Origin of the sequence: Hathewaya limosa (assembly GCF_030815255.1) — a bacterium.
Lineage (GTDB): Bacteria > Bacillota > Clostridia > Clostridiales > Clostridiaceae > Hathewaya > Hathewaya limosa.
On record NZ_JAUSWN010000003.1, the window covers coordinates 47291 to 74070 of the forward strand.

Annotated in this window: 20 protein-coding genes and 1 pseudogene; 17 read left to right on the forward strand and 4 right to left on the reverse strand. The window is 27.3% G+C overall.

Translation table 11 applies throughout. From position 1 onward, the window contains the following. The first annotated feature begins 1 nt into the window (after position 1). The 5 genes from QOZ93_RS02575 (at position 2) to QOZ93_RS02595 (ending at position 4113) form a co-directional block, all read left to right on the forward strand. Positions 2-679 carry an NEAT domain-containing protein gene (locus QOZ93_RS02575; protein WP_307354991.1) on the forward strand — a complete coding sequence of 226 codons (678 nt, stop codon included), beginning with the start codon at positions 2-4 and terminating at the stop codon, positions 677-679. An 88-nt stretch (positions 680-767) separates the two neighbouring features. Further along, on the forward strand, positions 768-1676 hold the full coding sequence (gene isdE / locus QOZ93_RS02580) for a heme ABC transporter substrate-binding protein IsdE (protein WP_111942437.1): 909 nt from the start codon (positions 768-770) through the stop codon (positions 1674-1676). A 17-nt stretch (positions 1677-1693) separates the two neighbouring features. Further along, positions 1694-2683 (forward strand): FecCD family ABC transporter permease, encoded by a 990-nt coding sequence (locus QOZ93_RS02585; RefSeq protein WP_307354992.1) that lies wholly within the window; start codon positions 1694-1696, stop codon positions 2681-2683. Then, positions 2683-3468 carry an ABC transporter ATP-binding protein gene (locus tag QOZ93_RS02590; protein WP_111942441.1) on the forward strand — a complete coding sequence of 262 codons (786 nt, stop codon included), beginning with the start codon at positions 2683-2685 and terminating at the stop codon, positions 3466-3468. Before QOZ93_RS02585 ends, QOZ93_RS02590 begins: the two co-directional genes overlap by 1 nt. A gap of 39 nt (positions 3469-3507) precedes the next feature. Beyond that, on the forward strand, positions 3508-4113 hold the full coding sequence (locus QOZ93_RS02595) for a class D sortase (protein WP_307354993.1): 606 nt from the start codon (positions 3508-3510) through the stop codon (positions 4111-4113). 226 nt (positions 4114-4339) lie between these two features. Here the strand turns inward: QOZ93_RS02595 and QOZ93_RS02600 are convergent, their stop codons facing one another. Continuing rightward, positions 4340-6211 carry an ABC transporter ATP-binding protein gene (locus tag QOZ93_RS02600; RefSeq protein WP_307354994.1) on the reverse strand — a complete coding sequence of 624 codons (1872 nt, stop codon included), beginning with the start codon at positions 6209-6211 and terminating at the stop codon, positions 4340-4342. Continuing rightward, a complete protein-coding gene (locus QOZ93_RS02605) occupies positions 6198-7745 on the reverse strand; it encodes an ABC transporter ATP-binding protein (protein ID WP_307354995.1) in 1548 nt (515 codons plus the stop codon). Before QOZ93_RS02605 ends, QOZ93_RS02600 begins: the two co-directional genes overlap by 14 nt. Before the next feature lie 1323 nt (positions 7746-9068). Between QOZ93_RS02605 and QOZ93_RS02610 the strand changes: the two genes are divergently transcribed. After that, positions 9069-9944, forward strand: a complete 876-nt coding sequence (locus QOZ93_RS02610; RefSeq protein WP_111942449.1) for a BfmA/BtgA family mobilization protein — start codon at positions 9069-9071, stop codon at positions 9942-9944. A 341-nt stretch (positions 9945-10285) separates the two neighbouring features. Continuing rightward, positions 10286-11797: a carboxypeptidase M32 gene (locus QOZ93_RS02615; protein ID WP_307354996.1), complete on the forward strand. Its 1512-nt coding sequence runs from the start codon at positions 10286-10288 to the stop codon at positions 11795-11797. A 55-nt stretch (positions 11798-11852) separates the two neighbouring features. Here the strand turns inward: QOZ93_RS02615 and QOZ93_RS02620 are convergent, their stop codons facing one another. After that, positions 11853-13355: a phytoene desaturase family protein gene (locus QOZ93_RS02620; protein WP_307354997.1), complete on the reverse strand. Its 1503-nt coding sequence runs from the start codon at positions 13353-13355 to the stop codon at positions 11853-11855. Between the two features lie 598 nt (positions 13356-13953). Here QOZ93_RS02620 and prdC point away from each other — a divergent pair. From prdC to QOZ93_RS02670, 10 genes and pseudogenes are all read left to right on the forward strand, one after another. Continuing rightward, positions 13954-15267, forward strand: a complete 1314-nt coding sequence (gene prdC / locus QOZ93_RS02625) for a proline reductase-associated electron transfer protein PrdC (RefSeq protein WP_307354998.1) — start codon at positions 13954-13956, stop codon at positions 15265-15267. 14 nt (positions 15268-15281) lie between these two features. Continuing rightward, positions 15282-15701, forward strand: a complete 420-nt coding sequence (locus QOZ93_RS14055; RefSeq protein WP_422723863.1) for a sugar transporter — start codon at positions 15282-15284, stop codon at positions 15699-15701. A 48-nt stretch (positions 15702-15749) separates the two neighbouring features. Next, positions 15750-17837 carry a D-proline reductase (dithiol) proprotein PrdA gene (prdA, locus tag QOZ93_RS02635; protein ID WP_307354999.1) on the forward strand — a complete coding sequence of 696 codons (2088 nt, stop codon included), beginning with the start codon at positions 15750-15752 and terminating at the stop codon, positions 17835-17837. Between the two features lie 13 nt (positions 17838-17850). Next, positions 17851-18111 carry a CBO2463/CBO2479 domain-containing protein gene (locus tag QOZ93_RS02640; RefSeq protein WP_111942461.1) on the forward strand — a complete coding sequence of 87 codons (261 nt, stop codon included), beginning with the start codon at positions 17851-17853 and terminating at the stop codon, positions 18109-18111. Continuing rightward, on the forward strand, positions 18111-18836 hold the full coding sequence (prdB, locus tag QOZ93_RS02645; protein WP_307355000.1) for a D-proline reductase (dithiol) protein PrdB: 726 nt from the start codon (positions 18111-18113) through the stop codon (positions 18834-18836). Before QOZ93_RS02640 ends, prdB begins: the two co-directional genes overlap by 1 nt. 91 nt (positions 18837-18927) lie before the next feature. Continuing rightward, positions 18928-20154: pseudogene (gene prdD / locus QOZ93_RS02650) on the forward strand (proline reductase cluster protein PrdD). Between the two features lie 14 nt (positions 20155-20168). Beyond that, a complete protein-coding gene (locus QOZ93_RS02655; RefSeq protein ID WP_307355001.1) occupies positions 20169-21176 on the forward strand; it encodes a proline racemase in 1008 nt (335 codons plus the stop codon). Positions 21177-21204: 28 nt separating this feature from the next. Further along, positions 21205-21492: a hypothetical protein gene (locus QOZ93_RS02660; RefSeq protein WP_307355002.1), complete on the forward strand. Its 288-nt coding sequence runs from the start codon at positions 21205-21207 to the stop codon at positions 21490-21492. Positions 21493-21740: 248 nt separating this feature from the next. Next, positions 21741-22637 (forward strand): DegV family protein, encoded by an 897-nt coding sequence (locus tag QOZ93_RS02665; RefSeq protein WP_111942473.1) that lies wholly within the window; start codon positions 21741-21743, stop codon positions 22635-22637. 230 nt (positions 22638-22867) lie between these two features. After that, positions 22868-25045, forward strand: a complete 2178-nt coding sequence (locus QOZ93_RS02670; protein ID WP_307355003.1) for a DNA topoisomerase III — start codon at positions 22868-22870, stop codon at positions 25043-25045. 57 nt (positions 25046-25102) lie between these two features. Here the strand turns inward: QOZ93_RS02670 and QOZ93_RS02675 are convergent, their stop codons facing one another. Further along, a complete protein-coding gene (locus tag QOZ93_RS02675; protein WP_307355004.1) occupies positions 25103-26713 on the reverse strand; it encodes an ABC transporter substrate-binding protein in 1611 nt (536 codons plus the stop codon). Positions 26714-26780: the final 67 nt, after the last annotated feature.

A 26780-nucleotide genomic window follows, 5' to 3' on the forward strand; every position in this document is an offset into this window, starting at 1 on the left:
TATGAAAAAGAAAGTTTTAAGTTTATTAATAATAGGTACATTAGCTACTGGAATATCAGGTGTAATGACGAGTAATGTTTTTGCAGCAGGAAATTCAGATAATGCAAGCAAATCAATGGTGTTACTTGCTAAGAATGATAGTTTGCAGGATGGAAAATATTCTGTAGGAATTAAAATATTAAAAGAAAAAAGTGATGATCTATCTATGGCAGGACAATATATTGGACAAACAGCTAAAATAAATGTTGAAAATGGTAAAATGTATCTTTCTGTTGATGTTACAAGAATAGATTGGATGAAAAATATTTCTGTTTTTTTAAACGGTTCTTCTGTTAATTATGATTTAAAAAAAGCTTCTGATAATAAAAATGCAACTGTAAAATTCCAAATACCAAATACTAAACCTGATATTAAATTTGGTATGAATGTAGAACCAATGGGTAATGCTAGAGTTGCTTTTAGAGTTGTTTTAAATGATAACATAACAAAACTAGCAGGTTCAACAGTAAAAAATAATAATGATAATGCTAATGAAGCTACTAGTTCTTCATTAGCAAAAGCTACTAAATCAAAAGGTGAATTACCTAAGACAGGCTCTCCTATATCTCAATCAAGTTTATTATGGTTAGGAGGATTAACTACTGTATTAGGTGGTGTTTTACTTAAAAAGAAAAACTAACTTTCATAAGTAAAAAGAACTCTGTTTTAAGGAATTTAGTAATTTTCTTAAAACGGAGTTTCTTTGCAGTAATTAAGGGGGAACGTATATGAAAAAAATATTGGCTTTAGTTTTATCATCTTTTATGACCTTTTCTCTAGTTGGCTGTAGTTCTTCAGCAAAAGAAACAAAAAAAGATACTAAGGAAGCCATAAGTACTAAAGATGATAATAATAAAAAGGACAAAAGAGTTATCGCTGGAAGCATGGCAATAGCAGAAATGTTAGCAAAATTAGATATAAAACTAGTAGGAAGACCAACAACTCAATATCAAATATCTGATAAGGTAAAGCCGATTCCTGAAATAGGACTACCTATGAGTCCCGATTTAGAAAGAGTTAAAGCTTTACGTCCAGATGTGTATATAACTTCTGGAGCTTTACAAGAATTAATAGAAAATCCATTAAAACAAAATAAAATAAATAGTTTGTTTTGTAATTTAGATTCTTATGATGATGTTAAGAAAACTATAAAAGATCTTTCAGATAAATTTAATAGACAAGAAAATGGTGAAAAACTACTTAATGAAATAACAACTAAAGAAAAAGAGATCTTAAAAAATATCGATAAAAATAAAAAACCTAAAATAATGATTTTGTTTGGTGCACCAGGACATTTTATGCTTGCTACTAAAAATTCATTTGCAGGAAGTTTAATTGAAAAATTAGGTGGAGAAAATATTGCTAATGAAGTAAATTTAAAAGGTCAATATGTACCATTTTCCTTAGAAACAGCTTTAAAGGAAAATCCAGATATTATCTTTAGAATGTATCATGGCTATATTGATGAGGCTAGGAAACAAGTAGATGAAGAATTTAGAACTAATGCTCAATGGAAAAAGTTTAAGGCTATAAAAGAAAATAAAGTTTATGATTTAGATCCTGTATATTTTAATGTTACAGGAGATATAAAAGCTGCGGATTCTTTAGCAAAAATGAAGGAATATTTATATAAATAACTGGAATGGTGAAATAAATGAAAAAGCTAAGTGATAAAATTAAAGTATTAATAATTTTAATAAGTTTGATATTACTAGGATTCCTTATAGTTGTTACTATAGGAATAGGAAGTGTAAACATACCTATAAATGAAATAATTCAAACTTTTTTAGGACATGGTAATGAAATAACTGAAAGTATAATTATGGACATGAGATTACCTAGAATAATAATCGCTGTATTTGTTGGAGCAAGTTTATCCATATCAGGTGCATTGCTTCAGTCTGTTATGAAAAATCCACTTGCTGATCCTGGAATTACAGGTGTTTCTTCAGGTGCTAGTTTAGCGGCTATAGTAGTTATGCTTTACTTACCGCATTTACATGGTTCCTTGCCATTTATAGCATTTTTAGGAGCTATTGTATCTTGTATTATGGTTTTTGCCCTTTCTTGGGATAATGGATTAAATTCTATGAGAATAATTTTAGCAGGTGTTGCTGTAAATGCTATTTTTGTTGGAGCAACTTCTTTGCTATCTATATTAAACAGTGATAAGATACAGGGAATATTATTATGGATTAATGGAAGTATTGCTTATAAAGGATGGAAAGAAGTAACGTATCTTGTTCCTTATAGCATAATAGGAATAATACTATCTTTATTCTGTACTAAAGGTGCTAATCTTCTAGCATTAGGTGATGATGTAGCAACAAATTTAGGAGTAAATGTAAATAGAACTAGAATATTTATATCATTAGTTGCTGTATTTTTAGCAGGAATAAGTACTTCTGTAGTAGGTATTATAGGGTTTATTGGACTTATAGTTCCTCATATATGTAGATTAATTTTAGGATACGACTATAAATATTTAATTCCTATGAGTGCTGTCTTAGGATCGATTTTATTGTTAATTGCAGATACCATGGCAAGGTTTATTGCAAGGCCAGTAGAATTACCTGTAGGTGTAATAATGTCCATGATAGGTGGACCATTCTTCTTATTCTTATTAAGGAGGAAAAAAAACTAATGCTTAAAATAGATAATTTTTCAGTAGGTTATGATACAAAGGTTATAGTAAAAAATTTTAATTTACATGTTAAAAAAGGTGATATGCTTACAATTATAGGACCAAATGGTTCCGGAAAATCTACAGTTCTAAAAGCTATAGGAAGACTTTTAAATCCAATGGATGGTGTAGTTTACTTAGATAATAAATTACTTTCTGAAATGAGTAATAAGGAAATAGCAAAAGAAATGGCTTGTTTATCTCAACACAATTCTACTCCTAAAGATATGACCATAAGAAAAATAGTAGGTTTTGGAAGAACCCCACATAAAGGATGGTTTGAATCTTTAAATAAAGAAGATGAGGGGATAATTGATTGGGCAATCGAAAAAACCAATCTTAAAAGACTACAAGATGAAAATATAGTAAATATCTCCGGTGGTGAAAGACAAAGGGCATGGATAGCTATGGCATTAGCTCAAAAACCTAAAATTCTTTTATTAGATGAGCCTACAACTTATTTAGATATAAACAATCAAATAGAAATATTGGAACTTGTAAAAGAATTAAATGAAAAACTAAAATTAACTGTTATAATGGTGTTACATGATTTAAATCAGGCGGCTAAATATAGTAATAGAGTATTAGTAATAAAAAATGGTGAAATTAAAGCCGAGGGAAAACCAGAAGAAGTATTAGATGAACAATTAATAAGAGAAGTATATAATGTAGATATGAAAATATTAAAAAATCAATTAGGAGAAAAACTAATTTTAATTCCTAAAAAAGTTTATAAGCAAAGTTAAAGTTTTATTATTAAATCATCTTTAAGGAGTTATAAATCTATGAAAAAAAATTTTATTCCATATTTGTTAATTATAATAGGTATTACTTTAGTAGCTACATCTATTGGTTTAAAAATTTATTCTAAAAATGTAGAGTCTAAATTAATACATAAATTCGATAAAGAAATAGAAGATAGTATTAATCACAATAAAAATCTTAAAAGTAAAAACAAAAATCTTAAAAATATAGAAGTTAAATTTAAAAAGGTTGAACATGGAAGAGAATTTGCTATAATTGAGATACCTTCTATAGATTTAAAATCTGTAATAGTACAGGGAGTAAATAAAGAAGAGCTAAGATATTATTTAGGTCATTTTGAAGATACAGCTTTGCCAGGTCAAGAAGGTAACTTTTGTATAGCAGGTCATAGTAGTCATATTTATAATGAACTCCTAAATGAGCTTTATAAGGTAAGTGTTGGTGACAAAATTATAATAAAAACTTTAAAAAAAGATTTTGAATATAAAATAAACAAAAAATTTGTTGTAGAACCTAGTGATGTTAATGTTTTAAAACAAGACAAATCAAAAAAACAAATGACTATAGTAACTTGTACTAACAATGGTACACAACGTTTAATTGTACAGGCTGAACTAAAAAAATAAAATATATCCTCGTTTATACCTTAAAAACGCTTATGAAATAGCAACTTTAAAATAAGCTATTTCATAGGTGTTTTTTTATAAATATTTAACAAATATATAGAATAACAAAGCTGCAAAGCTATAGAATATATATTTGCAGCTTTGACTACTATTTAAAAATATTATTGGAGATTAGCCTTTATAGTATTTTTAAATTTGAATTATTCAATTTAATGTATAAAATGTGTTAAATTAACTCTTTTTTATAGTATTTTGCTTGTGCATTGTATAATGTTGCATAAACATTATTTATATCCTTAGAAAGAGTAGTGTGGTTACCTCGTTGAATTATTTCTCCATTATCAAATACAATAATATCATCACAAAATCTACAACTTCCCATTCTGTGTGAAATAAAAATGCTTGTCTTATCTTTTGTCAGTTCATTGAATCTTGAATAAATTTCAAATTCACTAATTGGGTCTAATGCAGATGTTGGTTCATCTAATATAACAAAGGGTGCATCTTTATATAATGCTCTTGAAATTGCTATTTTTTGAGCTTCTCCACCACTTATTTCAACTCCATTTTCATCATAATTATATAAATTTGTTTTTATGTTTTGGGGCATTCTTTGTACTCTATCTTCCATACCTGATAATCTTAAACATTGCCAAACTTTAGATTCATCTATATTTTTATTTATGGCCACATTTTCATCAATAGGAAAAGCAAATAAATTAAAATCTTGAAATACAACAGAAAATAAGGATAAGTATTCATCGTAATTATATTCTTTTATGTTTTTACCGTTTAAGGTTATGTAACCATCCGTTGGTTCATATAACCTGCATAATAATTTTATAAATGTGGTTTTACCAGCTCCATTTTTTCCTACAACGGCTATTTTGTTTTTAATAGTTAATTTGCAGGATACATGTTTAAGTGTATAGTAGTCAGTGTTAGGGTATTTAAATGATACATCATGAAATTCAATATTAAATATGTCATCTTTTCTTTTTTCTATAGGAAGTAATCCCTTATGTTTTTTACTAGCTATATTAATAAATTCATTAAATACTTTAACAAATTCAATTTGAAGTTTTATAAGTTGATTTGTACTAATTATACTTAAAATGGAGGTATTAAATATGCTTATAGCTCCTATATATTTTGTAAGTTCTCCTATTGTAATACTTCCTGATACTACCTTTAAAACTACAATAACATATGCAACATACATATAAATTGAATTACTTAAAAGATTACAAGTTTCTTTATTTTTCTTTTTTTCATAATAAAACATATCATAAAATTTTTTAGCTTCAATCATATGTTTATTATAATTACTATGAATAAGTTCAAACATATTGAATATTCGTATATCCTTACCCATAGAATAATTTAAAAAGACTTGATCTGTATAATAATTAAATTTTCTTTCAACTATTAATTTTTTCATAAATAGGTCTGAATTATGATGTTTAGATTTTATAGCTACATATTTATTAAACTTCATATTAAGTAGTGTTAGAATTACTAGTATAGTCAAAGTAAGCGGCATAGATGCTAATATATTGATTACAGGTGAGTTGCTTACTGAAACCATAAAACATAATCTTATAATAAGTGCAAAAGAAGTTATTATCTTAAAAATTGATTCAAGTAATTCTCTATAATATAGTATAAATGAATAATATCCTCCTGTATGTCTCATGGTATATTCTGCATTAGAAATCTTTTGTAATACCTTTGGATCTTCTATAATATCATAATCTATTTCTAATGCCTTTTTATCAATTAACATAAGCATTTTATTTTGAACATAAGTTGCCTTGTACTTACTTAAGTTATCCATAAAATCTATTGCTAAACCTATTAGTAAGTTTGATAATATTAAAATAAGTATCAAATATGGAACTTTTGCAAAATTTTTAGATATAATTGCATCTATCATATATGCAGAAATATAAAGTTCTATGTATGGGAAAATTGCAGTTAACAAAGATTGAAATATACAAAGAGGAATAATAAATTTATCTAGTTTACCAATTATCTGTAAGCCTTCAAAACCAGCTTTATGATAATTTAATTTTTTTATTATTCTATACATTATCATATGTTACCTCCTCTTGATAATAGGATGATTGAATGTTAAACATTTTTGAGTACTCTCCATTTTCTCTTAATAATTCATTATGAGTACCTTCCTCAATAATTTTCCCATGATTTAATAGTATAATCCTGTTACAGAATTTAGTTGAACTTAATCTATGTGAAATAAACACACTTGTTTTATCATTTATTAGTGAATTATATTTTTCATACATTTCACTTTCTGCTAATGCATCAAGTGCTGAAGTTGGCTCATCCAAAATGACTATAGGACTATCTTTATATAAACATCTTGCAAAGAGTAATTTTTGAGCTTGGCCACCTGAAAAAACTACTCCTTCATCATCAAGTTCTTTAAGCATATTAGCGTTAATACCACTTTTTAGTTTTTGTATTTCACTATCTAATCCTGCTAATTTAATACAATCTTTAACCTTATCATAATTTATTTTTTCTTTAATACAACATGCTACATTCTCTGCAATGGATAAGGCTAGTATTTGAGAATTTTGAAATAAAACAGAATATAAGTTAAAATAATCTTCTTTTTTATATGTACTTATATCAATACCATCTAAATATATTTTCCCTTCAGTTGGGGTATATAAGCCACACATGAGTTTTACAAGGGTAGTTTTACCTGCTCCATTAACACCTACAAGAGCAAGTTTTTCTCCTTTATGAATTGTAAGATTTAAGTTATCAAATATCTTAGTTTTACTACCTGGAAAAGCAAATGATACATTTTCAAATCTTAATTCATATGTTTTCTGCAAAGGGATTTCATTATATAAATTATATGAATTACTATTAGTATTGTTTTTTTGTATAACATCATCAATTTCTATAGCAGTTCTAGAATTATTTACTGTTATATTGTTTAGTTGTAGATATTTTAAACTATCAAAAATTGTGGTTATCCAAGTATTTACCCCTAAAATTAATCCTATTATCATTATGAATTCATTAATATTTATTGATCCGTTTCTTACCTTATTAAAAACAATAAAATAAGCGATAGCATACTTTATTGCTGTTAAAAGTCGTTCTGATAAATTAACTAAAAAATATATTCTTAATTCTTTCTTTAACCAGTTTTGTCTTAAGTTAATAAGACAATTAAATATATCCATAAACCAGTTTTTTATATTATACAATCTTACATCTTTTGCATTCTTTAATGATTTAGATTGAGTTGATAAATATCTTAATTTAGTATCGATTTTAAACCATTTTTCATTATTATTATTAACCCACTTTTCATTAAATAGATTAACTATAATAGAGAATGAGGAGATAATTATTAAAATTACTGGAATTAAGAAATTTATTTTGGCAATAAATATACAGTATATTAAAAGTCCTAAAATACTTTGAATTAAAGTTCTAAAGTCTACAATGATGTGAGCAAAACCTTCATGAAAACCATCCATATATGAATCTAGTCCAGCATTAAAGATCTCTTTTCCTTTTGAAACATCAATATTTTCATAATCAGTTAACATTATATGATCATAGTAATTTAAACATTTAAACATACGTTTTTTATCTACTATGTTATTAATACTTTTTTCGAGTCTTTTATATAAAATTGTTGTAGAATACAAAATAAAACAATATAATGTTAAGTTTTTTAATATTACTAGAACATCTTTGTTATGCGTTAGTAATTTTACTGAAAAGGCTGGGAGTAAGGTTAGCATAAAAGTTGTAAATATGCTAGAAAGTATTACTACTAGTGAAAAAAGCACATATTTAAACATATAGTCTTGGAGTATATATTTATGTACATATGAGATATTTTCAATTACACTATGATTTTTTTTATTCAACTGTATCACATCCGTTTATAATATTATGTAAATAAATTTTAAGGTAAAGATAAATAAATCTTTTATGATATTTTCAAAAGGGGAGTGTACTTATAAAATGGAATGAAATAAGTTATTGGTTTTATTGATAATAATATTTATAGAAAGAACAGTTACATAATACCATATTCAAAATAATCTGTAAATTCTAAAAATGTTCGTATAATCGGTTATCTTAATAATTTCTTCCTCTTTTTATATAAAAATTTCTTTATCTTTGTATGATTTCACATATTGCCTGTATTTTGTTGAAGTTTTAAATTTTTAGTTGCTTCCTCTTTTTGAATACAAAAACTTAGTGATCTTTCTGTAATTTTATATTTCTCTTGGGTCTTTCGTTAAAATCTTTATTTTTTCTTGCATACCCAGTTTAAGTATAAAATTCTATGTCTTTTTCTATGATCTTATAATTTGCTTCCTCTTTTTGAAACTATATATTTTACTTAACTTATGGTATAAAAATATCACAATACATAATGTTAGTTATGTCTAGTGATAAAAATATAGAAAATTTATTGCAATACAACGTAAACATATGTATACGTTTGTTTACACCAAGAATTTACTTTGATTTTACTTGTGTTTACGTATGTATACATAAGTATATAATGTTTACAATAATATATTTCGAAAATTTTAATATATAAAAACATATGGAAATAAGATGAAAAAGTTAACCAAATAAGGAAAACAGGCTTAAAATTGATTTTAAGAATTAAAACACCCGAAAAGGTATAATAAGTCTACCAATAATAAAAACCGGCCTTAAAACTCAAAATACAGCTTCGAAAAATTAGCTTGTTAATGAAAAATATTGTATTTAAGAATTATTCTGAAACCCACTGATGAAAATTAAGAAAACTAAATTAGATTTATGGTTATAAAATGAAATTATATTCCTTTTAAAGTGTTAAGCTAGTATAATATAATTTAGAATGTTTAAGACAGGCTATTAATACTTATGTAATTTAATAAGGAGAGAATAAAAACATGGCAGACACAATATTTAGCGTAAGAGTAGATGAACAAATAAAAGGTAAATTTAATGAACTAGCAAAAAGTATTGGCATAAATAATAAAGAGTTTATGGAAGAAATTTTAAGTTTTTACGAATTACATAAAGTTAGTGAAGAATCAACTATAAATATTCAAAGTGATGTAAATGAACTTCAACATATAACAAAAAGAATGATAGATATATACATAAACTTAGTAGAGGGTATTAAACTTGCCAATACTGAAAAAGATGATAAAAGAAAAAAGGCTTTAGAGGAAAAAGAAAAAGAAATTACATCATTAAAAGATTCTTTAGAAAAAGAATTAGAAAATAAAAAAGAACTAGAAAATAAAATAGAAGCTATAAAAGAAGAAGAAAATAATATAGTAAAGAAACTTAAAGAACAAGAAGAATTAAATAATAATTTTAATGCTTTAAAAAAGATGCAAGAAGATAAAATAGAAGAACTATTAAATAAGTTAAAAGAGGAAGAAGATAATACTAAAAAAATAGAAAGCCTAAAAAAACAAATTACTAATTTACAAGAGGAAAGAAATCATGTAGATACATTACTTCAAAACTATAAGGAAGAAAATGTAGGCTTAAAAGAAAAACTTCAAAAAGAGGAAGAACTAAAAAAAGAATTAAAGTGTTCTTTAGAAGAACAGTACCAAAAGGATTTAAGTTTTATAAAAGAAAAAGAAGTGTTAAATAAAAATAGTGAAATACTTACTTTAAAAGAAAATCATTATGAAAAGGTTTCACAATTGCAAACTCAAATAATGGATTTAATTAATGAAAATAAACTTTTAAATAACACTATAAAGGAATTAGAAAGTTCTTTAAAAAATATAAATAAAAATAAGTAGATTTGAAATTTTACCTTCTTATAAATTATATGATTTTATAGGAAGGTATTTTATTACAAATAGTTTCTATGTTTTGAAATCTTTGTTATAATGATATCAAGCAAAGAATTAGTTAATATATCTGAGTTTTGATCAAGCATATAATCTCTATAATTAATGTTAGATAGGTAATAAAGTCTATTAAGGACTAATTAAAGATTAAAACTTTTATTATACAATGTACATCTAAATAAAATGTATAAAAGATATATTATTATAAGTATATAAGGTTAGTAAAAATGTATATCTTAATTAGATAACATTTTAGTAATAAATAAGATAACTTGTAAGGGGGAGTACTTTTGAAAAAAGATTTTGATTTAAAATTAAAAGAGTTTAAAGAGTATTTAACAAAAATTCATTATCTTTCATGTGCTACTAATGTCTTATATTGGGATGCTAGAGTGTACATGCCTAGAAAGGGATCAGATTTTAGAAGCAATGTTTTAGGATACTTATCAGGGGAGTTATACAAGTTACAAACATCACCTAAAATACAAGAATTTATAGAGTACTTTGATCCAATAAATGATTTAGATGTAGTTACAAGAGCTATGGTAGACAATGTTAAATTAGAATATGAAAAAACAAAAAAAATTCCAGAAGATAGATTTACAGAGTATAATATTTTAGTTTCAAAGTCAGAAAATGCTTGGAAAGAAGCTAAGGATAATTCAGATTTCACCATTTTTCAACCATATCTTGAGAAAATAGTAAATTTTCAAAAAGAATTTATAGGTTATTGGGGATATAAAGATAATAAATATGACACATTATTAGATTTCTTTGAACCAGGAATAACTGTTGAAAAATTAGATAAAGTTTTTAGCGAAATGAGAAATTCTACAATAGAATTACTAAATAAAATAAAAAATAGTGATGTAAAAATAGATAAGTCTATTCTTACTAAAAAAATTGATATTGAAAAACAAGATAAATTCTCAAAAGATGTATTAACACAAATGGGATTTGACTTTGATGCAGGTAGATTAGATCAAACTGAACATCCATTTACAATAGATTTTGGAAATAAGGATATAAGAATAACTACTCACTACTTTGAAGATAATTTCATAATTGGAGGACTATTAGGTAATGTTCATGAAGGTGGACATGGAATATATGAACAAGACATACCTGATGACTTAGAAGGAACTTCACTTAATACTGGTACTTCTATGGGAATTCATGAATCACAATCTAGATTTTATGAAAATATTTTAGGACGTAGTAAAGGATTCTGGACTTATTTTTATCCAATACTTCAAGAACAAATTGAGGAATATAAAGATATAGATTTTAATGAATTTTATAAAGCTATAAACCTTGTTGAACCATCACTTGTAAGAACAGAATCAGATGAACTTACTTATGGACTTCATATAATCATAAGATATGAACTAGAAAAAGCTCTTATAAATGATGAAATTCAAGTAAAAGATCTTCCAGAAATATGGAATAAAAAATATAAGGAATATCTAGGTGTGGAACCTAAAAATGATGCTGAAGGAGTACTTCAAGATGTTCACTGGGCTGGTGGCTCTTTTGGATACTTCCCAAGTTATGCACTTGGTAATCTATACGGAGCTCAATTCTTAAAGAAAATGGAGAATGATATTCCAAATTTAAATGACAAAATAGAAAAGGGTGAATTAGAAGTAGTCCACCAATGGTTAAAAGAAAATATTCATAAATATGGAGCTGTTTATAAGCCAACTACACTTATTAAAAAAGTTACTGGTGAAGAATTATCAGCTAAATATTTTATAGATTATTTAAATGATAAATATAAAGAAATATATGAATTAAGCTAAATAAATTAAGAGGAGAGTGTATAAAAACTTTAAGTATTTTTATCACTCTCTTTGTTTATTTATAATTTGTAAGATAATCTTTAAAAATTTCTTCTGAAGCTATTTTACTACTATTTAAAACCATAGATACTCCTGCACCAGGATGAATTGAATCTCCTACAAAATATAATGATTTTATAGTAGAGAGCTTACATTGTGGCCTAAAAAATGTACTTTGAGTTAGTGTATGACTTAATCCAAAAGCTGAACCATAATAATTATTAAATTTTTCTTTAAAATCTTTCGGTGTTAAGTAATTTTCATAGATTATATTTTCTTTTAAATCTTCTAAACCTTTGATAGTTACAAGATTTTTTAAAATTAATTCTCTTAAATATAAAATAGTTTTTTCGTCCCATTTAATATTAGTAAAAGATAAATTAGGTACTCTTAAAACTACATTTAAGCATTCATATCCACTTTTACACATAGATGAATCAATTCTGCTAGGCGAATAAATATATAAGCAAGGATCCTTTGGAAGGTAACCTTTAAAAGCACTTTCTATATTTCTTTTAAATTCTTTTCCTATAATAATATTGTGTACGTTTAGAACATTGTATTTTTTCTTTAATCCTAGATACATAATAAATGTAGAACAGGAATATTTCATTTTTTTAAGTTTTTTACATGTATAGTCTTTTTTTAAGTTATTATCTTTTATAAGATTTTTCATTGTATATGAAAAATCACTATTACATACAACTATGTCACAGAGTTCTTTTTCTTTTTCTGTTTTAATACCAAAAGCATTTCCTTTATTTATTAGTATTTCTTTTACTTCTTTTGATGTTTCTACAATACCTCCCATTTTAAAAAATATGTTTTTTAATGCATTAACATATGAATATAATCCTCCCTTAATATAATATAATCCTTGTAATTGAGAGATCATAGGTATTAAATTATATATGCTTGAACCATTAAAAGGAGAGATACCTACGTACATACTCTGAAATGCCAGATAATTAGCAAGATCTTTATTTTTTATATATTTTAAAATATTGTTGTAAGCTGAAGAAAAAGGATAAATATATAAAACTTGTTCTATATATTTAGAATCTAAAAGTTTTTTATTATTTATAAATGAATTATTTAAGAAGAATTTATCTGCTATATAATATTTTTTATAAATCTTACTTAAGAAATGTAGATATCCTTCCATATCTTTATTTGAAAAACATTCCAAAGTTTCTGCTAATTTCGGCAATTTAATTGAAAAATTATAAGAACGATTATTAGTAAAAAATACTTTGTAGATAGGATCTAATTGTATTATATTTAAATAATTTCTATAATCTTCATTAATGTCTTGGAATAATTGTAAGTACGATTTTGGTATCATTATTAGAGAAGCTGTTAAATCGAAAATGAAATTTTCATTTTTTAGTATACCTAGTTTACCACCGATATAATTTTGCTTTTCTAAAATTTTCACATTAAATCCTTGATTTAAAAGCCTTATACCTAAACTTAATCCTCCAATTCCTGCGCCTATGATTATAACTTTTTTACTCATAAAGTCTCCTTTTTTACAAAAATTAATCATAAATATCAATAATTAGTATGCTCCAAAGATATATTTTTTAAACTAATAAATTGATAAAAATATATATTAAATTACATATTAAAACATAAGTCAAAATAAAAATAAAAAATATTTTTATTTACTTCATAAAACGACAGATTATTACGATAAATTTCTATATAATTAAAACAAGGATATATTATAAAAATTTCACGAAGATTATAAGGATTTTCATGTGAAAATAATTTTTTATAATAATCAACCTTTAAATAAAACAAAAAAAGTTCATAATAAGCTTTTAAAAAGGATATAATCTTTATATATGCTTGTTAATAAAAAAATAATCCCTTTTTAAAACTTTACTAAAATCATCGAAAATGATATTCTAGAAATGAATAAATAGGTAATTTGTATATCTATAAACTAAGATGTTAATTAATAACTATTTATTTAGGCTGTTCATTGATTTATTACTTTAAAATTAGGAATTGTTTTTTTATAAATTAAATGTATTCCTAACTAAATAAAAAATAATCAATGTTACTATATGTTATATTTATAAAATCATTATATTTAGGGGGTGTATGTTGTGGGAGTTATTTATAAGTTTCCATTAAAGATGCATGTAGGTGCACCAAATACTCCTTTAGTTTCAAAAGGAGAAGAAGTTCAAAGAGGTCAATGTATATCAGAACCTAAAGGATTAGGCTCAAAAATTCATTCAAGTGTATCTGGAAAGATTTTAGAAGTAACTGAAAATGAAATAATCATAGATGCATACGAAAAACAGTCAGAAGATTTTATAAAAATTAAAAAGTGTGAAAATATATTAGATACTATATATGAGGCTGGTATAGTAGGTGCTGGTGGAGCAGGTTTTCCTACACATGTAAAATTAAAGGTTAATATACCAGATGGATATGTTGTAGCTAATTGTGCTGAATGTGAACCTACTCTTCATCACAATATAAAAATGATAGAAGAACAACCTGAATTACTTGTAAATGGTATCAAATATGCTATGGAAGCAACTTCATCTAAAAAAGCCTATATAGGTATTAAGGCAAAACATTCAAAAGCTATACAAGTGCTAAAAGAATTTTTGCAAAATTGCGAAGGATGCGAAAATATACAGGTAAAAGAATTAAAAGATATGTACCCAATGGGGGAAGAAAGAGCTTTAATTCATGAAATATTTGATATATGGCTAAAACCAACACAACTACCTCTAGAAGCTAATTGTGTTGTTCTAAATGCGGAAACTTTAGCCAATATTACTAGAGCAGTAGAAGAAGGTAAGCCAGTAATAGATAAAGATTTAACAATAGCTGGAAAATTAAATGGTGGCAATACTCCTCATATTTTATTCCAAGTTCCTGTTGGAACAAGCATTAAATCTTTAATTGAAAATTGTGGTGGAATAAATGGAGAATATGGAGAGTTACTTATAGGTGGGCCTAATACAGGAAGTGCTGGAGATTTAGAAACTTCAATAGTAACAAAAACTTCTGGTGGTGCATTAGTTACAATACCATTTCCAAAGTATGATGGTCCATTAGGATTACTTGTATGTGCCTGTGGAGCCAATGAAGAAAGACTTAGAGATATAGCTAAAAAAATGGGTTCCACTGTAGTTGGAGTTACTAAGTGTAAAAATGTAGAAGAAATAAAAGGAAACAATAAATGTAAAACACCGGGTAATTGTCCTGGACAAGCTGCGGGAATTATATATCTAAAGAGTAAAGGCGCTAAGAGAATTTTAATTTCTAATTGTAGTGATTGTTCAAATACTGTTATGTGTTGTGCTCCTAAGATGGGAATTCCTGTTTATCATCATACAGATCATGTTTTCAGAACAGTGGATTATCCATTAACAAGAAGACTTCCAATGGAAGATAAATAAGGGGGAATGTAATTATGTCAATGAGCAAAGAACAAGCTGAAGAATTAAGAAATGAATTAGCTGTAGTTTGCTGTAGAACAGAAGAAGGCACAATAATTTCTTCATCAAATTTAGAAGATCCTGCAATATTTCCAGACATGGTTGATTCAGGACTTTTAAATATTCCTGATAACTGTTACAAAATAAAACAAGTAATAGGTGCCAAACTTTTAAAGACAATAGATTCTCTTACTCCTTTGACTCCTGAATTATTAGAGGGAGCTAAGGAAGATGATGAGTGCAATGAAGAAGAATGCAAAGAAGAAGTTATAGAAAGTTCTACGACTGAAATTTGTAATGATACAAATTGTACTTGTGAAATCAAGGAACAAGAAGGGGTTATAAAAATAAGAATAGAAGAAGGTAAGGGCATAGATATAGAACTTCCTTTATAAATTCTTAATTTAAATATAATAAATTGAAGATAAGGAGGGATGATTGCCATGTCAATGAGTGAAGAACAGGCAATGGAACTAAAAAACGAATTAGCAGTAGTTTGTTGTAGAACAGAAGAAGGCACAGTAATTTCCGCATCAAACTTAGAAGATCCTGCAATATTTCCAGATATGGTTGATTCAGGACTTTTAAATATCCCTGATAACTGTTACAAAATAAAACAAGTAATAGGTGCTAAACTTCTAAAAACTATAGATTCTCTTACTCCTTTAACTCCCGAACTATTAGAAGGGGCTAAGGAAGGAGAAAATCAAGAAACAAGTGAAAATAAAGAATTGACAGAACCTTTAGAAAAAGCAGTTCTAAAATATAATAAATTATCAGGTGATACAATAGGTATTACTGATTTAGAAAATCCAATGAACTTCGCAAAATTAGAAGATTCATTACTTATAAAATTAGATGATAATGTATTAACAAGAAAGGATGTTATTGGCAAGGTATTAAAAAATGATACTGTAGCCTTAACTCCTATAACTCCATCATTATTGGAAGGTTTCCAGGAGAGTGCTGAAATGAAAAACGAACAGAAGATAGTAACTTGTAACAATAAAACTTTGAGAATTAAAATTGCAGAAGGAAAAGGTATTGATATTGAAATACCTTTAAATGGAGTTTCAACTACACAAAATGTAACTACTACTCCTATGATCAAGGCTGAAGATGCTGTTATATCAAATGTTAAAACAGTAGAAACACCTAAAAAAGAAAAGATTTTAAGAACTCTTACTAGAAAGCATTATAAAATTGATAAAGTAGTTGTAGATGCAGAAACTACTAAAATAGATGGAACAACTCTTTATATTAGAAAAGATGTTTGTCTTGATGCATTACAAGCAAGTGAACTTGTAAAAGATATGAAAATAGAAATAATTACTCCTGATAAGTATCATACTTACAGTGAAACAATAATGGATGTCCAACCAATAGCTACTAAAGAAGGAGATTCAAAATTAGGAACTGGGGTTACAAGAGTTTTAGATGGCGTAATTATGATGGTTACTGGAACTGATGAAGATGGTGTACAAATAGGTGAATTTGGTTCTTCAGAAGGATATTTAGATGAAAATATTATGTGGGGAAGACCAAGCTGTCCAGATAAAGGTGAAATCTTTATAAAAACACAAGTAACTATACAAGCTAAAACTAACATGGAAAGAAGAGGCCCTATGGCTGCTCATAAGGCAACTGATGTTATAACTCAAGAAATAAGAAATGCTTTAAAAGAAGTAGAAGACGAAACTTTAGTTGTAAATACAGAAGAATTTAAACATGTTAGAAGACCTGGAAAGAAAAAAGTTGTTATAGTTAAAGAAATAATGGGACAAGGTGCAATGCATGATAACCTAATATTACCTTTAGAACCAGTAGGATTTATTGGAGCTCAACCAAACGTTGACCTAGGTAATGTACCTGTAATGCTTTCTCCATTAGAAGTTGCAGATGGTGGAATTCATGCTTTAACTTGTATAGGACCAGCATCTAAAGAATGTTCTAGACATTACTGGAGAGAACCTCTTGTTCATGCTGTATTAGAAGATGAAGAATTAGACCTTTGTGGTGTATTATTTGTTGGAAGTCCTCAAATCAACTCTGAAAAATTCTATGTATCAGAAAGAATGGGTATGATTGTAGAAGCATTAGATGTAGATGGTGCTTTTGTTACAACTGAAGGATTTGGTAATAACCATATAGACTTTGCAAGTCACATTGAACAAATAGGTATGAGAGGTATATCATGCGTGGCATTCTCATTCTGTGCAGTTCAAGGTGCATTAGTTGTAGGAAATAAATACATGAAATACATGATAGATAATAATAAATCAGAAGCTGGTATAGAAAATGAAGTATTAGGATGCAATACTCTATGTCCTGAAGATGCTGAAAGAGGTATTGCTATGATTAAAAATGCTATGGCAGGGGAAGAAGTAAAAACTCCTGAAAGAAAATACAATAAAAATGTAAAAGAAAATAACATAGATGCAATAGAAAAATCTACTAATACTAAAATAGATAGAGTTAAAAACGAAACTTCAATACCAATGAGTAAAAAGAGACAAGAAAAATATTCTTAGAAGGTAAAATAAAATGGATCTAAAATTCGGTGACAAAATAATAGAAATGCAAGGAATCATAGTAGAAATACATGATGGATGTGTTGCAATAGACTTAAAAGGAAGATTAGGTTATATAAGAATTCCTATGAGAATGCTTATAACCGATTACCCACTTAAGATAGGGCAAGAAGTTGGATTTAAAATGAGCTTTTTAGAGGTTTTATCAGAAGAGCCAAATGAAAAATATATAAGCAATTTAGAGAAAATTAATAGAAAGGATGGTAGAGAGTAATGAGTTTAACAGTTGTTAAAGGAATGCAATCAGAAATATATGTACCAATAACTCCTCCTCCAGTTTGGGCTGAAGTTACAAAAGAACTTAAGGATATGAAAATTGCTATAGCTACCGCAGCTGGAGTACACTTAAAATCTGATAAAAGGTTTAACCTAGCAGGAGATACTTCATTTAGAAAAGTTCCAGGAGATGTTGATTCAAAGGACTTAATGGTATCACATGGTGGTTATGATAATAGTGATGTTAACAAAGATATAAATAGTATGTTCCCTATAGATAGATTAAAAGAGCTTGTAGAGGAAGGATTTATAAAAGCTGTAGCTCCAACTCATATAGGTTTCATGGGTGGTGGAGGAAACCAAAAAGTTTTTAAAGAAGAAACAGGACCAGCAATTGCTAAAATACTTAAAGATGAAGGGGTAGATGCTGTATTAATGACAGCTGGCTGAGGAACTTGCCACCGCTCTGCAGTTTTGGTGCAGAGAGCAATTGAAGAAGTTGGTATTCCTACTATAATTATAGCAGCCTTACCACCAGTAGTTAAGCAAACAGGAACTCCAAGAGCAGTTGCTCCAAGAGTACCTATGGGTGCTAATGCCGGAAAACCTAATGATATTGAAATGCAAACTGGTATAGTTAAAGATTCATTAATTCAATTAACAAAAATAACTACTCCAGGAACAATAGTTACACTTCCTTATGAATATATAGCAAAAGTTTAAAATAAGTTTATAGCAAGTCTCTTTTGAGACTTGCTATAAAAAATATTAATAAAAAATGTATTGTGGTGATTTTATGAATAAAGAAAAAGAAATGAGAAGACTTGTAATCAAAACCTTTCACATAAATAAAGTTTTATTTAATGAAAAGAAAACGTACATAGAAGATAAAAAATTATACATAAAAGAAACTGTAGTAAAAGAAGCTATGGAATCTCAAGAATTAATAAAGGACTTAGAATTAAATATAATAAATCCAAACCAACACAATATCTTTGTAAATTCAATAATGGATTTTTCGCCAATTGCTACAAAGGTTTTAGGAACCATAGGTGAAGGAATAACTCATGTTCTAACCGGTGTTATAGTAATGCTTACAGGAACTTATGAAGATGGAACACAGGTGGCTGAGTTTGGTTCATCAGAAGGAATTCTTAAAGAACAGGTTAAGTTTGGAATGGCGGGAACGCCTGAAGAAGATGATGTAATCATTCATGTAAATGTTACATTAAAAAAATCTCCTAATCAAAGACTTAGTCCTATGGCTGCTCATGAAGTATGTGACAGTATTGTTCAAGAAATTAGAACATATCTAAAAAATATGAATGGAAATTTATGTGATGAGAAATACGAATATTTAGATAAGATAAAACCTAACAAAAGAAAAGTTGTAATAATAAAACAAGTTGCAGGTCAAGGTGCTATGTATGATACAGGAATTTTACCTGTAGAACCATCTGGATTTAAAGGATCACGATCTATTATTGATTTAGGTAATATGCCTGTAGTATTAAGCCCAAATGAATATAGAGATGGTGCTTTAAGGGCTATGAACTAAGGAGATGATTACATGGGTATAGGTCCATCTACTAAAGAAACTACAATACATCATTTTAGAGATCCACTACTCAATATAGTTTCAAATGATGATGACATAGATTTATTAGGTGTTATAGTGGTTGGCACACCACAAGAAAATACAGATAAAGAGTTTTCTGCCAATAGAACCGGTGCTTTAGTTGAAGCTATGAGAGCAGATGGGGCAATAGTATCTATAGATGGCTGGGGCAATAGTAATATCGATTTTGCTACACTTATTGAAGAAATTGGGAAAAGAGATATTCCGGTTGTAGGAATGAGTTTTGTAGGAACTCAAGCTGAATTTGTTGTAACTAATATATATATGGATACTATAGTGGATTTCAATAAATCTAAGGAAGGCATAGAAACAGAAGTAGTCGGTGAAAACAATGTTACTGAATTAGATGCAAAAAAAGCTTTAGCTTTCTTAAAATTAAAAATGAATAATAAATATAAATAAAGGGGTGTAATTATATGGATATCTCAAGAACAATATTTACAATAGATTCTCATACTATGGGTGAACCTACTAGAATAGTTGTAGGAGGAGTACCTAATATACCTGGAAAAACTATGCCAGAAAAAAAAGCTTACTTAGAAGAAAACTTAGATTGGTTAAGAACATCTATAATGCTTGAGCCAAGAGGACATAGTGATATGTTTGGTTCAATATTAACTCAACCGACAAACGATAAAGCAGATCTTGGAATAATATTCATGGATGCTGGTGGATATTTAAATATGTGTGGACATGGTTCTATAGGTGCAGTAACAGTAGCAGTTGAAGAAGGATTTGTACCTATGACTGAGCCTGTAACAGAAGTAATGTTAGAAGCGCCCGCAGGACTTGTTAAAGGAAAAGCCAAAATTGAAAATGGAAAAGTTAAGGAAGTATCTATAGAAAATGTTCCTTCTTTTGTTTATAAAAAAGATGTTAAAGTAAATGTTGAAGGTATAGGTACTGTAACATTAGATATTTCCTTTGGTGGAAGTTTCTTTGCAATAGTAAAAGCAGAGGATTTAGGTGTTGATATTTTACCTGAAAACTCTCAAAAAATAATAGAAATTGGAATGAAGGTTATAAAAAGTGTAAATGAGCAAATAGAAATTCAACATCCAACTTTACCTCATATAAAAACAGTAGACCTTTGCGAAATGTATGCACCTTCAAAAAACAAAGATGCAGATATGCAAAATGCTGTAGTATTTGGAAAAGGACAATTAGATAGATCACCTTGTGGAACTGGAACAAGTGCAAAAATTGCTACTTTATATGCTAAAGGTCAATTAAAAGAAAATGAAGATTTTATATATGAAAGTGTTATAGGAACTACATTTAAAGGAAAAGTTATAGGAACAACAAAAGTTGGAGAATTTGATGCAATAATACCTGAAATTACAGGCAAAGCCTATATAGTAGGTCATAATCAATTATTTATAGATCAAGAGGACCCTGTTAAATATGGTTTTTCATTAAGATAAATTATAAATAAATTGGAGGATATGTAAAATGAGTAGAGAGGAAATAGCCTTATTAACTAGAATCTATCAAAATTTTAATATTTCTCACAAAACTGATTTTAACTTTTTAGAAAAATACCAAGAAAGATTTAAAGTAAATGATGAATCATTAAAACATCTTTTTAAAAATCTTTTAGAAAAAGGGCTCATAAGAGATATAGAATTAACTTCAGACGAAAAAGATGGTGATATTACTCCAGTAATAAAAAATTCAGATAAACAAATTGTAACATTAGATGGATTAATTACAATTAATAGAGTTATTACTGCGGATTAATAAAAAAATATTTTCTTTCATCTATAAAAATGATATAATGTAAAAAATGACTTGCAAAAACAAGAATTTGCAAGTCATTTTTTATAAAAATCTAAAACAATGCTTTAAATTCTAAAATAGTGAATCAGTCTAAAACCTTATATCTATTGAGAAGTGTAACTATATGGATTTAACTTAGTTTTTATTATTAAATCTATATAATTGCATATAATAAATTTAATCAAAATATACCTATAAGGAGAATTTACATGAGAGATTATGTTATAATTACAGATTCTTGTTGCGATTTACCCATTCAATATATAGAAAATAATAATATTTCTTATATACCTTTAACTTGTAGATTTAAAGGAAAAGAATATGAAGATCATTTTGGTAAAACCCTTAGTTATAAAGAATTTTATGAGGGTATGAAAGAAGGGGAAATTCCCCAAACATCTCAACCTAGTCCTGAAGTTTACTTTAAAACTTTCGAAAATATTTTAAAACAAAATAAAGATATAATATACATATGTGTTTCCTCAGGATTAAGTGGAACTTTTAATAGTGCTAATATAGGTAAAAGTATGGCATTAGAACATTTTGAAAATGCTTCAATAAACATAGTGGATATATTAACAGCCTCTTTAGGACAAGGACTTATGGTAATAAAGGCTCTAGAACTTCAAAAAGCTGGAGCAACTTTCAAAGAAGTTACTGAATTTCTAGAAGAACAAAAATTTAATTTAAACACTTATATTACAGTAGATGATCTAAACCATCTAAAAAGAGGTGGTAGAATCTCTAATGTTGCAGCACTTTTTGGAATAGTATTACATATAAAACCTATTTTAACTTTAAATAATGAAGGAAAAGTTATACCAGCTTTAAAAGTTAAAGGTAGAAAAAATGCGCTTAACAAAATGTTGCGTTTTGTTTGTGAACAAATAGAAGAACCAGAAAAACAAACTATAATGATTTCCCATGGTGATAGCGAAAGTGATGCACTAAAATTAAAGGAACTTGTTTTAAAAGAACTAAATGTTAAAGAAGTAATTATTAATGATATATGTCCTGCAGTTGGAACTTATGGTGGCCCAGGAGCTTTAGCTATATTCTTTTTAGGAAAACATAGACAAAATCATATAGTAAATCTTCATAAATAAACAATTGAAATTAAGTTTAATTTAAATATAAATCCTATGTATTAAATGATAAAGTCTAATACATAGGATTTTTTACATTGTATTAGTTTTAGTGTTTTTATAAATACAGAACATTTGTTTTGGCCCCGTAAATTTGGCATATTTTATTACTTTTTCATAATAATTTTGTATATATTCCTATTTTAATTTATAATGTAGATATATTATAAATGTATTTGAAAGGAATAATTATGAGCAAAATATTAGTATTAGCAGAAAAACCTAGTGTAGGTAGAGATATAGCAAAAGTTTTAAAATGTAATAAGAATAAAGGTAGTTATATAGAAGGAGATAAGTATATCGTTACATGGGCTTTAGGACACTTAGTTGGACTTCAAGATCCTGAAGGGTATGATAATAAATATAAAAATTGGAATATGGAATCTCTTCCTATGATGCCAAAGTATATGAAAACAACCGTTCTTCGTAAAACATCTAAGCAATTTTATGCTGTTAAAAAAGTTATGATGAGAGATGACATTAAAGAAATAGTCATTGCTACAGATGCCGGACGTGAAGGAGAATTAGTAGCTAGATGGATTATAGAAAAAGTAGGATCTAAAAAGCCTATAAAAAGATTATGGATATCATCTCAAACTAATAAAGCCATTATAGAAGGATTTAAAAATTTAAAACCTGGTGCAATGTATGAAAATCTATATAAAGCTGCCGTATGTAGAGCAGAAGCTGATTGGCTTGTTGGATTAAATGTAACTAGAGCATTGACTTGTAAATATAATGCTCAATTATCAGCAGGACGTGTTCAATCGCCAACTCTTGGACTTATAATTCAGAGAGAAGAAGAGATAAAAAGCTTTGTACCTAAAACATATCATACTATAGAAATTAATACACCTAAGTGTAAGTTTACATGGGTTAATAAAGAAGGAAACTCTAGAATTTTTGATAAAGAATTTTTAAATAAAGTTTTATCAAAGGTAAAATCTAATAATCTTACTTTAGTAGAAGTTAAAGAAGCTAAAAAGAAGAAATATCCTAAGGCTTTATATGATTTAACTGAACTTCAAAGAGATTGTAATAAGATCTGGGGATATTCAGCAAAGCAAACTTTAAATATTATGCAAAGACTTTATGAAAATCATAAGCTTCTTACTTATCCAAGAACTGATTCTAGATATTTATCACAGGATATTGTACCTACAATAAAAGATAGATTAAAAGCAGTTTCTTTTGGAGAATTTAGGGCTACATCAAGTGAACTATTAAAGCATACTATTAAAGGGAATAAGAACTTTGTAGATGATTCTAAGGTTTCAGATCACCATGCTATAATTCCAACTGAAGAGAATGGAAACTTAGCTAATCTAAGTACTGAGGAAAAACATGTATACAATTTAGTTATAAAAAGGTTTTTAAGTGTTTTAATGCCTCCTTATGAATATATACAAACAACTTTAGAAGGTAATATAAATGGTGAAAGAGTTATAGCTAAAGGAAATGTTGTTGTGTCAAAGGGATGGAAAGCTCTTTATGATAAAGAAAGTATAGAAGATAATGAGTCAGATATACTTGAACAGGTTTTACCTAAATTTAATAAAGGTGATGAAATCAAAATTTCAAGTGTTTCTACTAAAAAAGGAGAAACTAATCCACCAGCAAGATTTAATGAAGGAACATTATTATCTGCTATGGAAAATCCTCAAAAATACACTGAAATAGATAAAGCATCTGCTAAAACTCTTGGTGAAACAGGGGGATTAGGAACTGTTGCTACAAGGGCAGATATAATAGAAAAATTATTTAATTCCTTTGTTATAGAGAAAAAGGGAAAGGATATTTATCCAACATCTAAAGGTAAACAATTAATAGAATTAGTACCAAAGGATTTAAAATCACCTCTTCTTACAGCAGAATGGGAACAACGTCTTGATAAAATAAGTAAGGGTAAAGAGGATTCACATAAATTCTTAAAAGAAATAAGGAATTATACAGTTGCCTTAGTACAAGATGTTAAGTTAGAAGAAAATAGCTTTAAACATGATAATATGACTAGAACTAGATGTCCTGAATGTGGAAAATATCTTTTAGAGGTTAAAGGTAAAAAAGGAAAGATGTTAGTTTGTCAGGATAGAGAATGTGGTTACAGAAAAGGTCTTTCTAAAGTAACTAATGCTAGATGTCCTGAATGTCATAAAAAGTTAGAGTTAAGAGGAGAAGGGGAAGGGCAAATTTTTGTTTGTTCTTGTGGATATAGAGAAAAATTAAGTACCTTTAAACAAAGAAAACAAACTAAAGGAAATACACCTTCTAAAAGAGAAGTATCAAACTATATAAAAAAGCAAAACAAACAGAATGAAGAAAATATGAATAGTGCATTAGCTGAAGCATTAGCAAAATTAAAATTATAAATAACAAAAAAGTAAGATATAAGTTTTCACTGTATATCTTACTTTTTATTTTATGAATTATTTAGTGAAATATAATTTAGATAAATCTTCAAACATATATATTGGAACTAATCTAGCTTCTTCAACTCCACCTAAATTATTTTGTGTTACAACCTTTGAAGTAGGATAATCTATAGTATATATAGGAAGATCATCAGCTATAGTTTTTTGGATGTTTTCATATATTTCTTTTCTCTTATTAGAGTCCTTTTCAACTTTACCTTCATCAAATAATTTATCTAATTCTTTATTAGAATATTGAGAAGCATTGAATGTTGAATTAGTATAGAATGCGTTGCTATAAGTACTTGGTTCATCACCGAAAACGTAACCATTTAAAGTTAAATCAAAATCTCTTGCTTTTTTACCCATTATTTTTTCATAGAATACCTTTGAATCTAAGGATACCAAGTCTATATCAAGACCGATTTCTTTTAATTGTTGTTGAACCACAAGTGCGATTTTTTTAGCAAGTCCGCCACCACTAGGATATAAGAATTTTAATTTACCTTTAGTTACCCCTGATTTTTTCATTAATTCTTTAGCTTTGTCTAAATCATGATTATATTTTTCTATATCTTCAGTATATGAGAAAGTTGATGGTGGGAATACTGAATAAGCCTTTTTAGTTAATTCTTCAGTAGAATAAGATTTTATTATCTCTTCTTTATTTAAAGCATATGCAATAGCTTGTCTTACTTCTTTCTTAGATAAAATAGGATTTTTAACATTTAAAGCCATATAATAAGTCATACCTTCTGGATATGAATAATCTTTAAATTTATCATCTTTAGAATACTTTAAATAAGATTCATCAGAAACATATGTTGCAGAAACCTCTCCATTTTGGAAAGCTAATCCAGAAGAATTATCATCTGTAATTATTCTAAAGACTACTTTATCCATATGAGGTTTTCCAGCATAATAATCGTCAAATCTTTCAAGTGTCAACATTTCACCTTTTTTCCATTCCTTAAATTTAAATGGACCAGAACCTATAGGTTTTGAAGTTGAAGCTTCTGCTTTAGCTATATCTTTTTCTTTTTCAAAAACATGTTTTGGAATAGGTCTAAAATCTGTTAAAGCAGCTTTAAAAGGAACATAAACTTCAGGTAATTTAAATTCAACAGTTAAATCATCTTTTTTACTTACTTTAACTTCTTTATCGTTAATAACAAAATTTTCTCTTGCACCTGTAGTGCCTTTTGAATTAAGTATAGTATTACATGTAAAAACAATATCATCAGCTGTGATTTTATTTCCATCATGCCATTTCAAGTTATCTTTAAGAATTACTGTATATGTTTTCATATCATCTGATATTTTTAATTCCTTAGCAAGATGATACGTTATTTTACCATCATGTTCAGTAAATAGAGAATCAAATATAGCATTGTTTACCATATGACTAGATCTATCACCCATATACAATGGATTTAAAGTAAGCGGATCTGAATCGGAAGAGAATATAAATGTTCCTCCGTCTTGAATTGTAGGTTTTTTAGCCTCTGTTTTTTGTTCTTGTTTTATTTCATTTGTTTTTGTAGTAGTGTCTGCTTTACTACTACAACCTACTAAAGAAAATACTAAGCTCATTGACAGTAGAGTTGCAATAAACTTCTTTTTCATTTTTTACCCTCCTTAATTTTAACCATATTAAATGGTTTTCAAACTTTTTAATTATTGTTATATAAAA

Excerpts from the sequence above, each read along its gene's own strand:
- QOZ93_RS02640 (WP_111942461.1), top strand. The coding sequence starts at position 17,851 with ATGGATCTAAAATTCGGTGACAAAATAATAGAAATGCAAGGAATCATA.
- isdE (WP_111942437.1), top strand. The coding sequence starts at position 768 with ATGAAAAAAATATTGGCTTTAGTTTTATCATCTTTTATGACCTTTTCT.
- QOZ93_RS02670 (WP_307355003.1), top strand. The coding sequence starts at position 22,868 with ATGAGCAAAATATTAGTATTAGCAGAAAAACCTAGTGTAGGTAGAGAT.
- QOZ93_RS02610 (WP_111942449.1), top strand. The coding sequence starts at position 9,069 with ATGGCAGACACAATATTTAGCGTAAGAGTAGATGAACAAATAAAAGGT.
- QOZ93_RS02660 (WP_307355002.1), top strand. The coding sequence starts at position 21,205 with ATGAGTAGAGAGGAAATAGCCTTATTAACTAGAATCTATCAAAATTTT.
- QOZ93_RS02575 (WP_307354991.1), top strand. The coding sequence starts at position 2 with ATGAAAAAGAAAGTTTTAAGTTTATTAATAATAGGTACATTAGCTACT.
- QOZ93_RS14055 (WP_422723863.1), top strand. The coding sequence starts at position 15,282 with ATGTCAATGAGCAAAGAACAAGCTGAAGAATTAAGAAATGAATTAGCT.
- QOZ93_RS02620 (WP_307354997.1), bottom strand. The coding sequence starts at position 13,355 with ATGAGTAAAAAAGTTATAATCATAGGCGCAGGAATTGGAGGATTAAGT.
- QOZ93_RS02655 (WP_307355001.1), top strand. The coding sequence starts at position 20,169 with ATGGATATCTCAAGAACAATATTTACAATAGATTCTCATACTATGGGT.
- QOZ93_RS02585 (WP_307354992.1), top strand. The coding sequence starts at position 1,694 with ATGAAAAAGCTAAGTGATAAAATTAAAGTATTAATAATTTTAATAAGT.
- QOZ93_RS02605 (WP_307354995.1), bottom strand. The coding sequence starts at position 7,745 with ATGTTTAAATGTTTAAATTACTATGATCATATAATGTTAACTGATTAT.
- QOZ93_RS02665 (WP_111942473.1), top strand. The coding sequence starts at position 21,741 with ATGAGAGATTATGTTATAATTACAGATTCTTGTTGCGATTTACCCATT.
- QOZ93_RS02675 (WP_307355004.1), bottom strand. The coding sequence starts at position 26,713 with ATGAAAAAGAAGTTTATTGCAACTCTACTGTCAATGAGCTTAGTATTT.
- QOZ93_RS02600 (WP_307354994.1), bottom strand. The coding sequence starts at position 6,211 with ATGATAATGTATAGAATAATAAAAAAATTAAATTATCATAAAGCTGGT.
- QOZ93_RS02595 (WP_307354993.1), top strand. The coding sequence starts at position 3,508 with ATGAAAAAAAATTTTATTCCATATTTGTTAATTATAATAGGTATTACT.
- QOZ93_RS02590 (WP_111942441.1), top strand. The coding sequence starts at position 2,683 with ATGCTTAAAATAGATAATTTTTCAGTAGGTTATGATACAAAGGTTATA.
- prdA (WP_307354999.1), top strand. The coding sequence starts at position 15,750 with ATGTCAATGAGTGAAGAACAGGCAATGGAACTAAAAAACGAATTAGCA.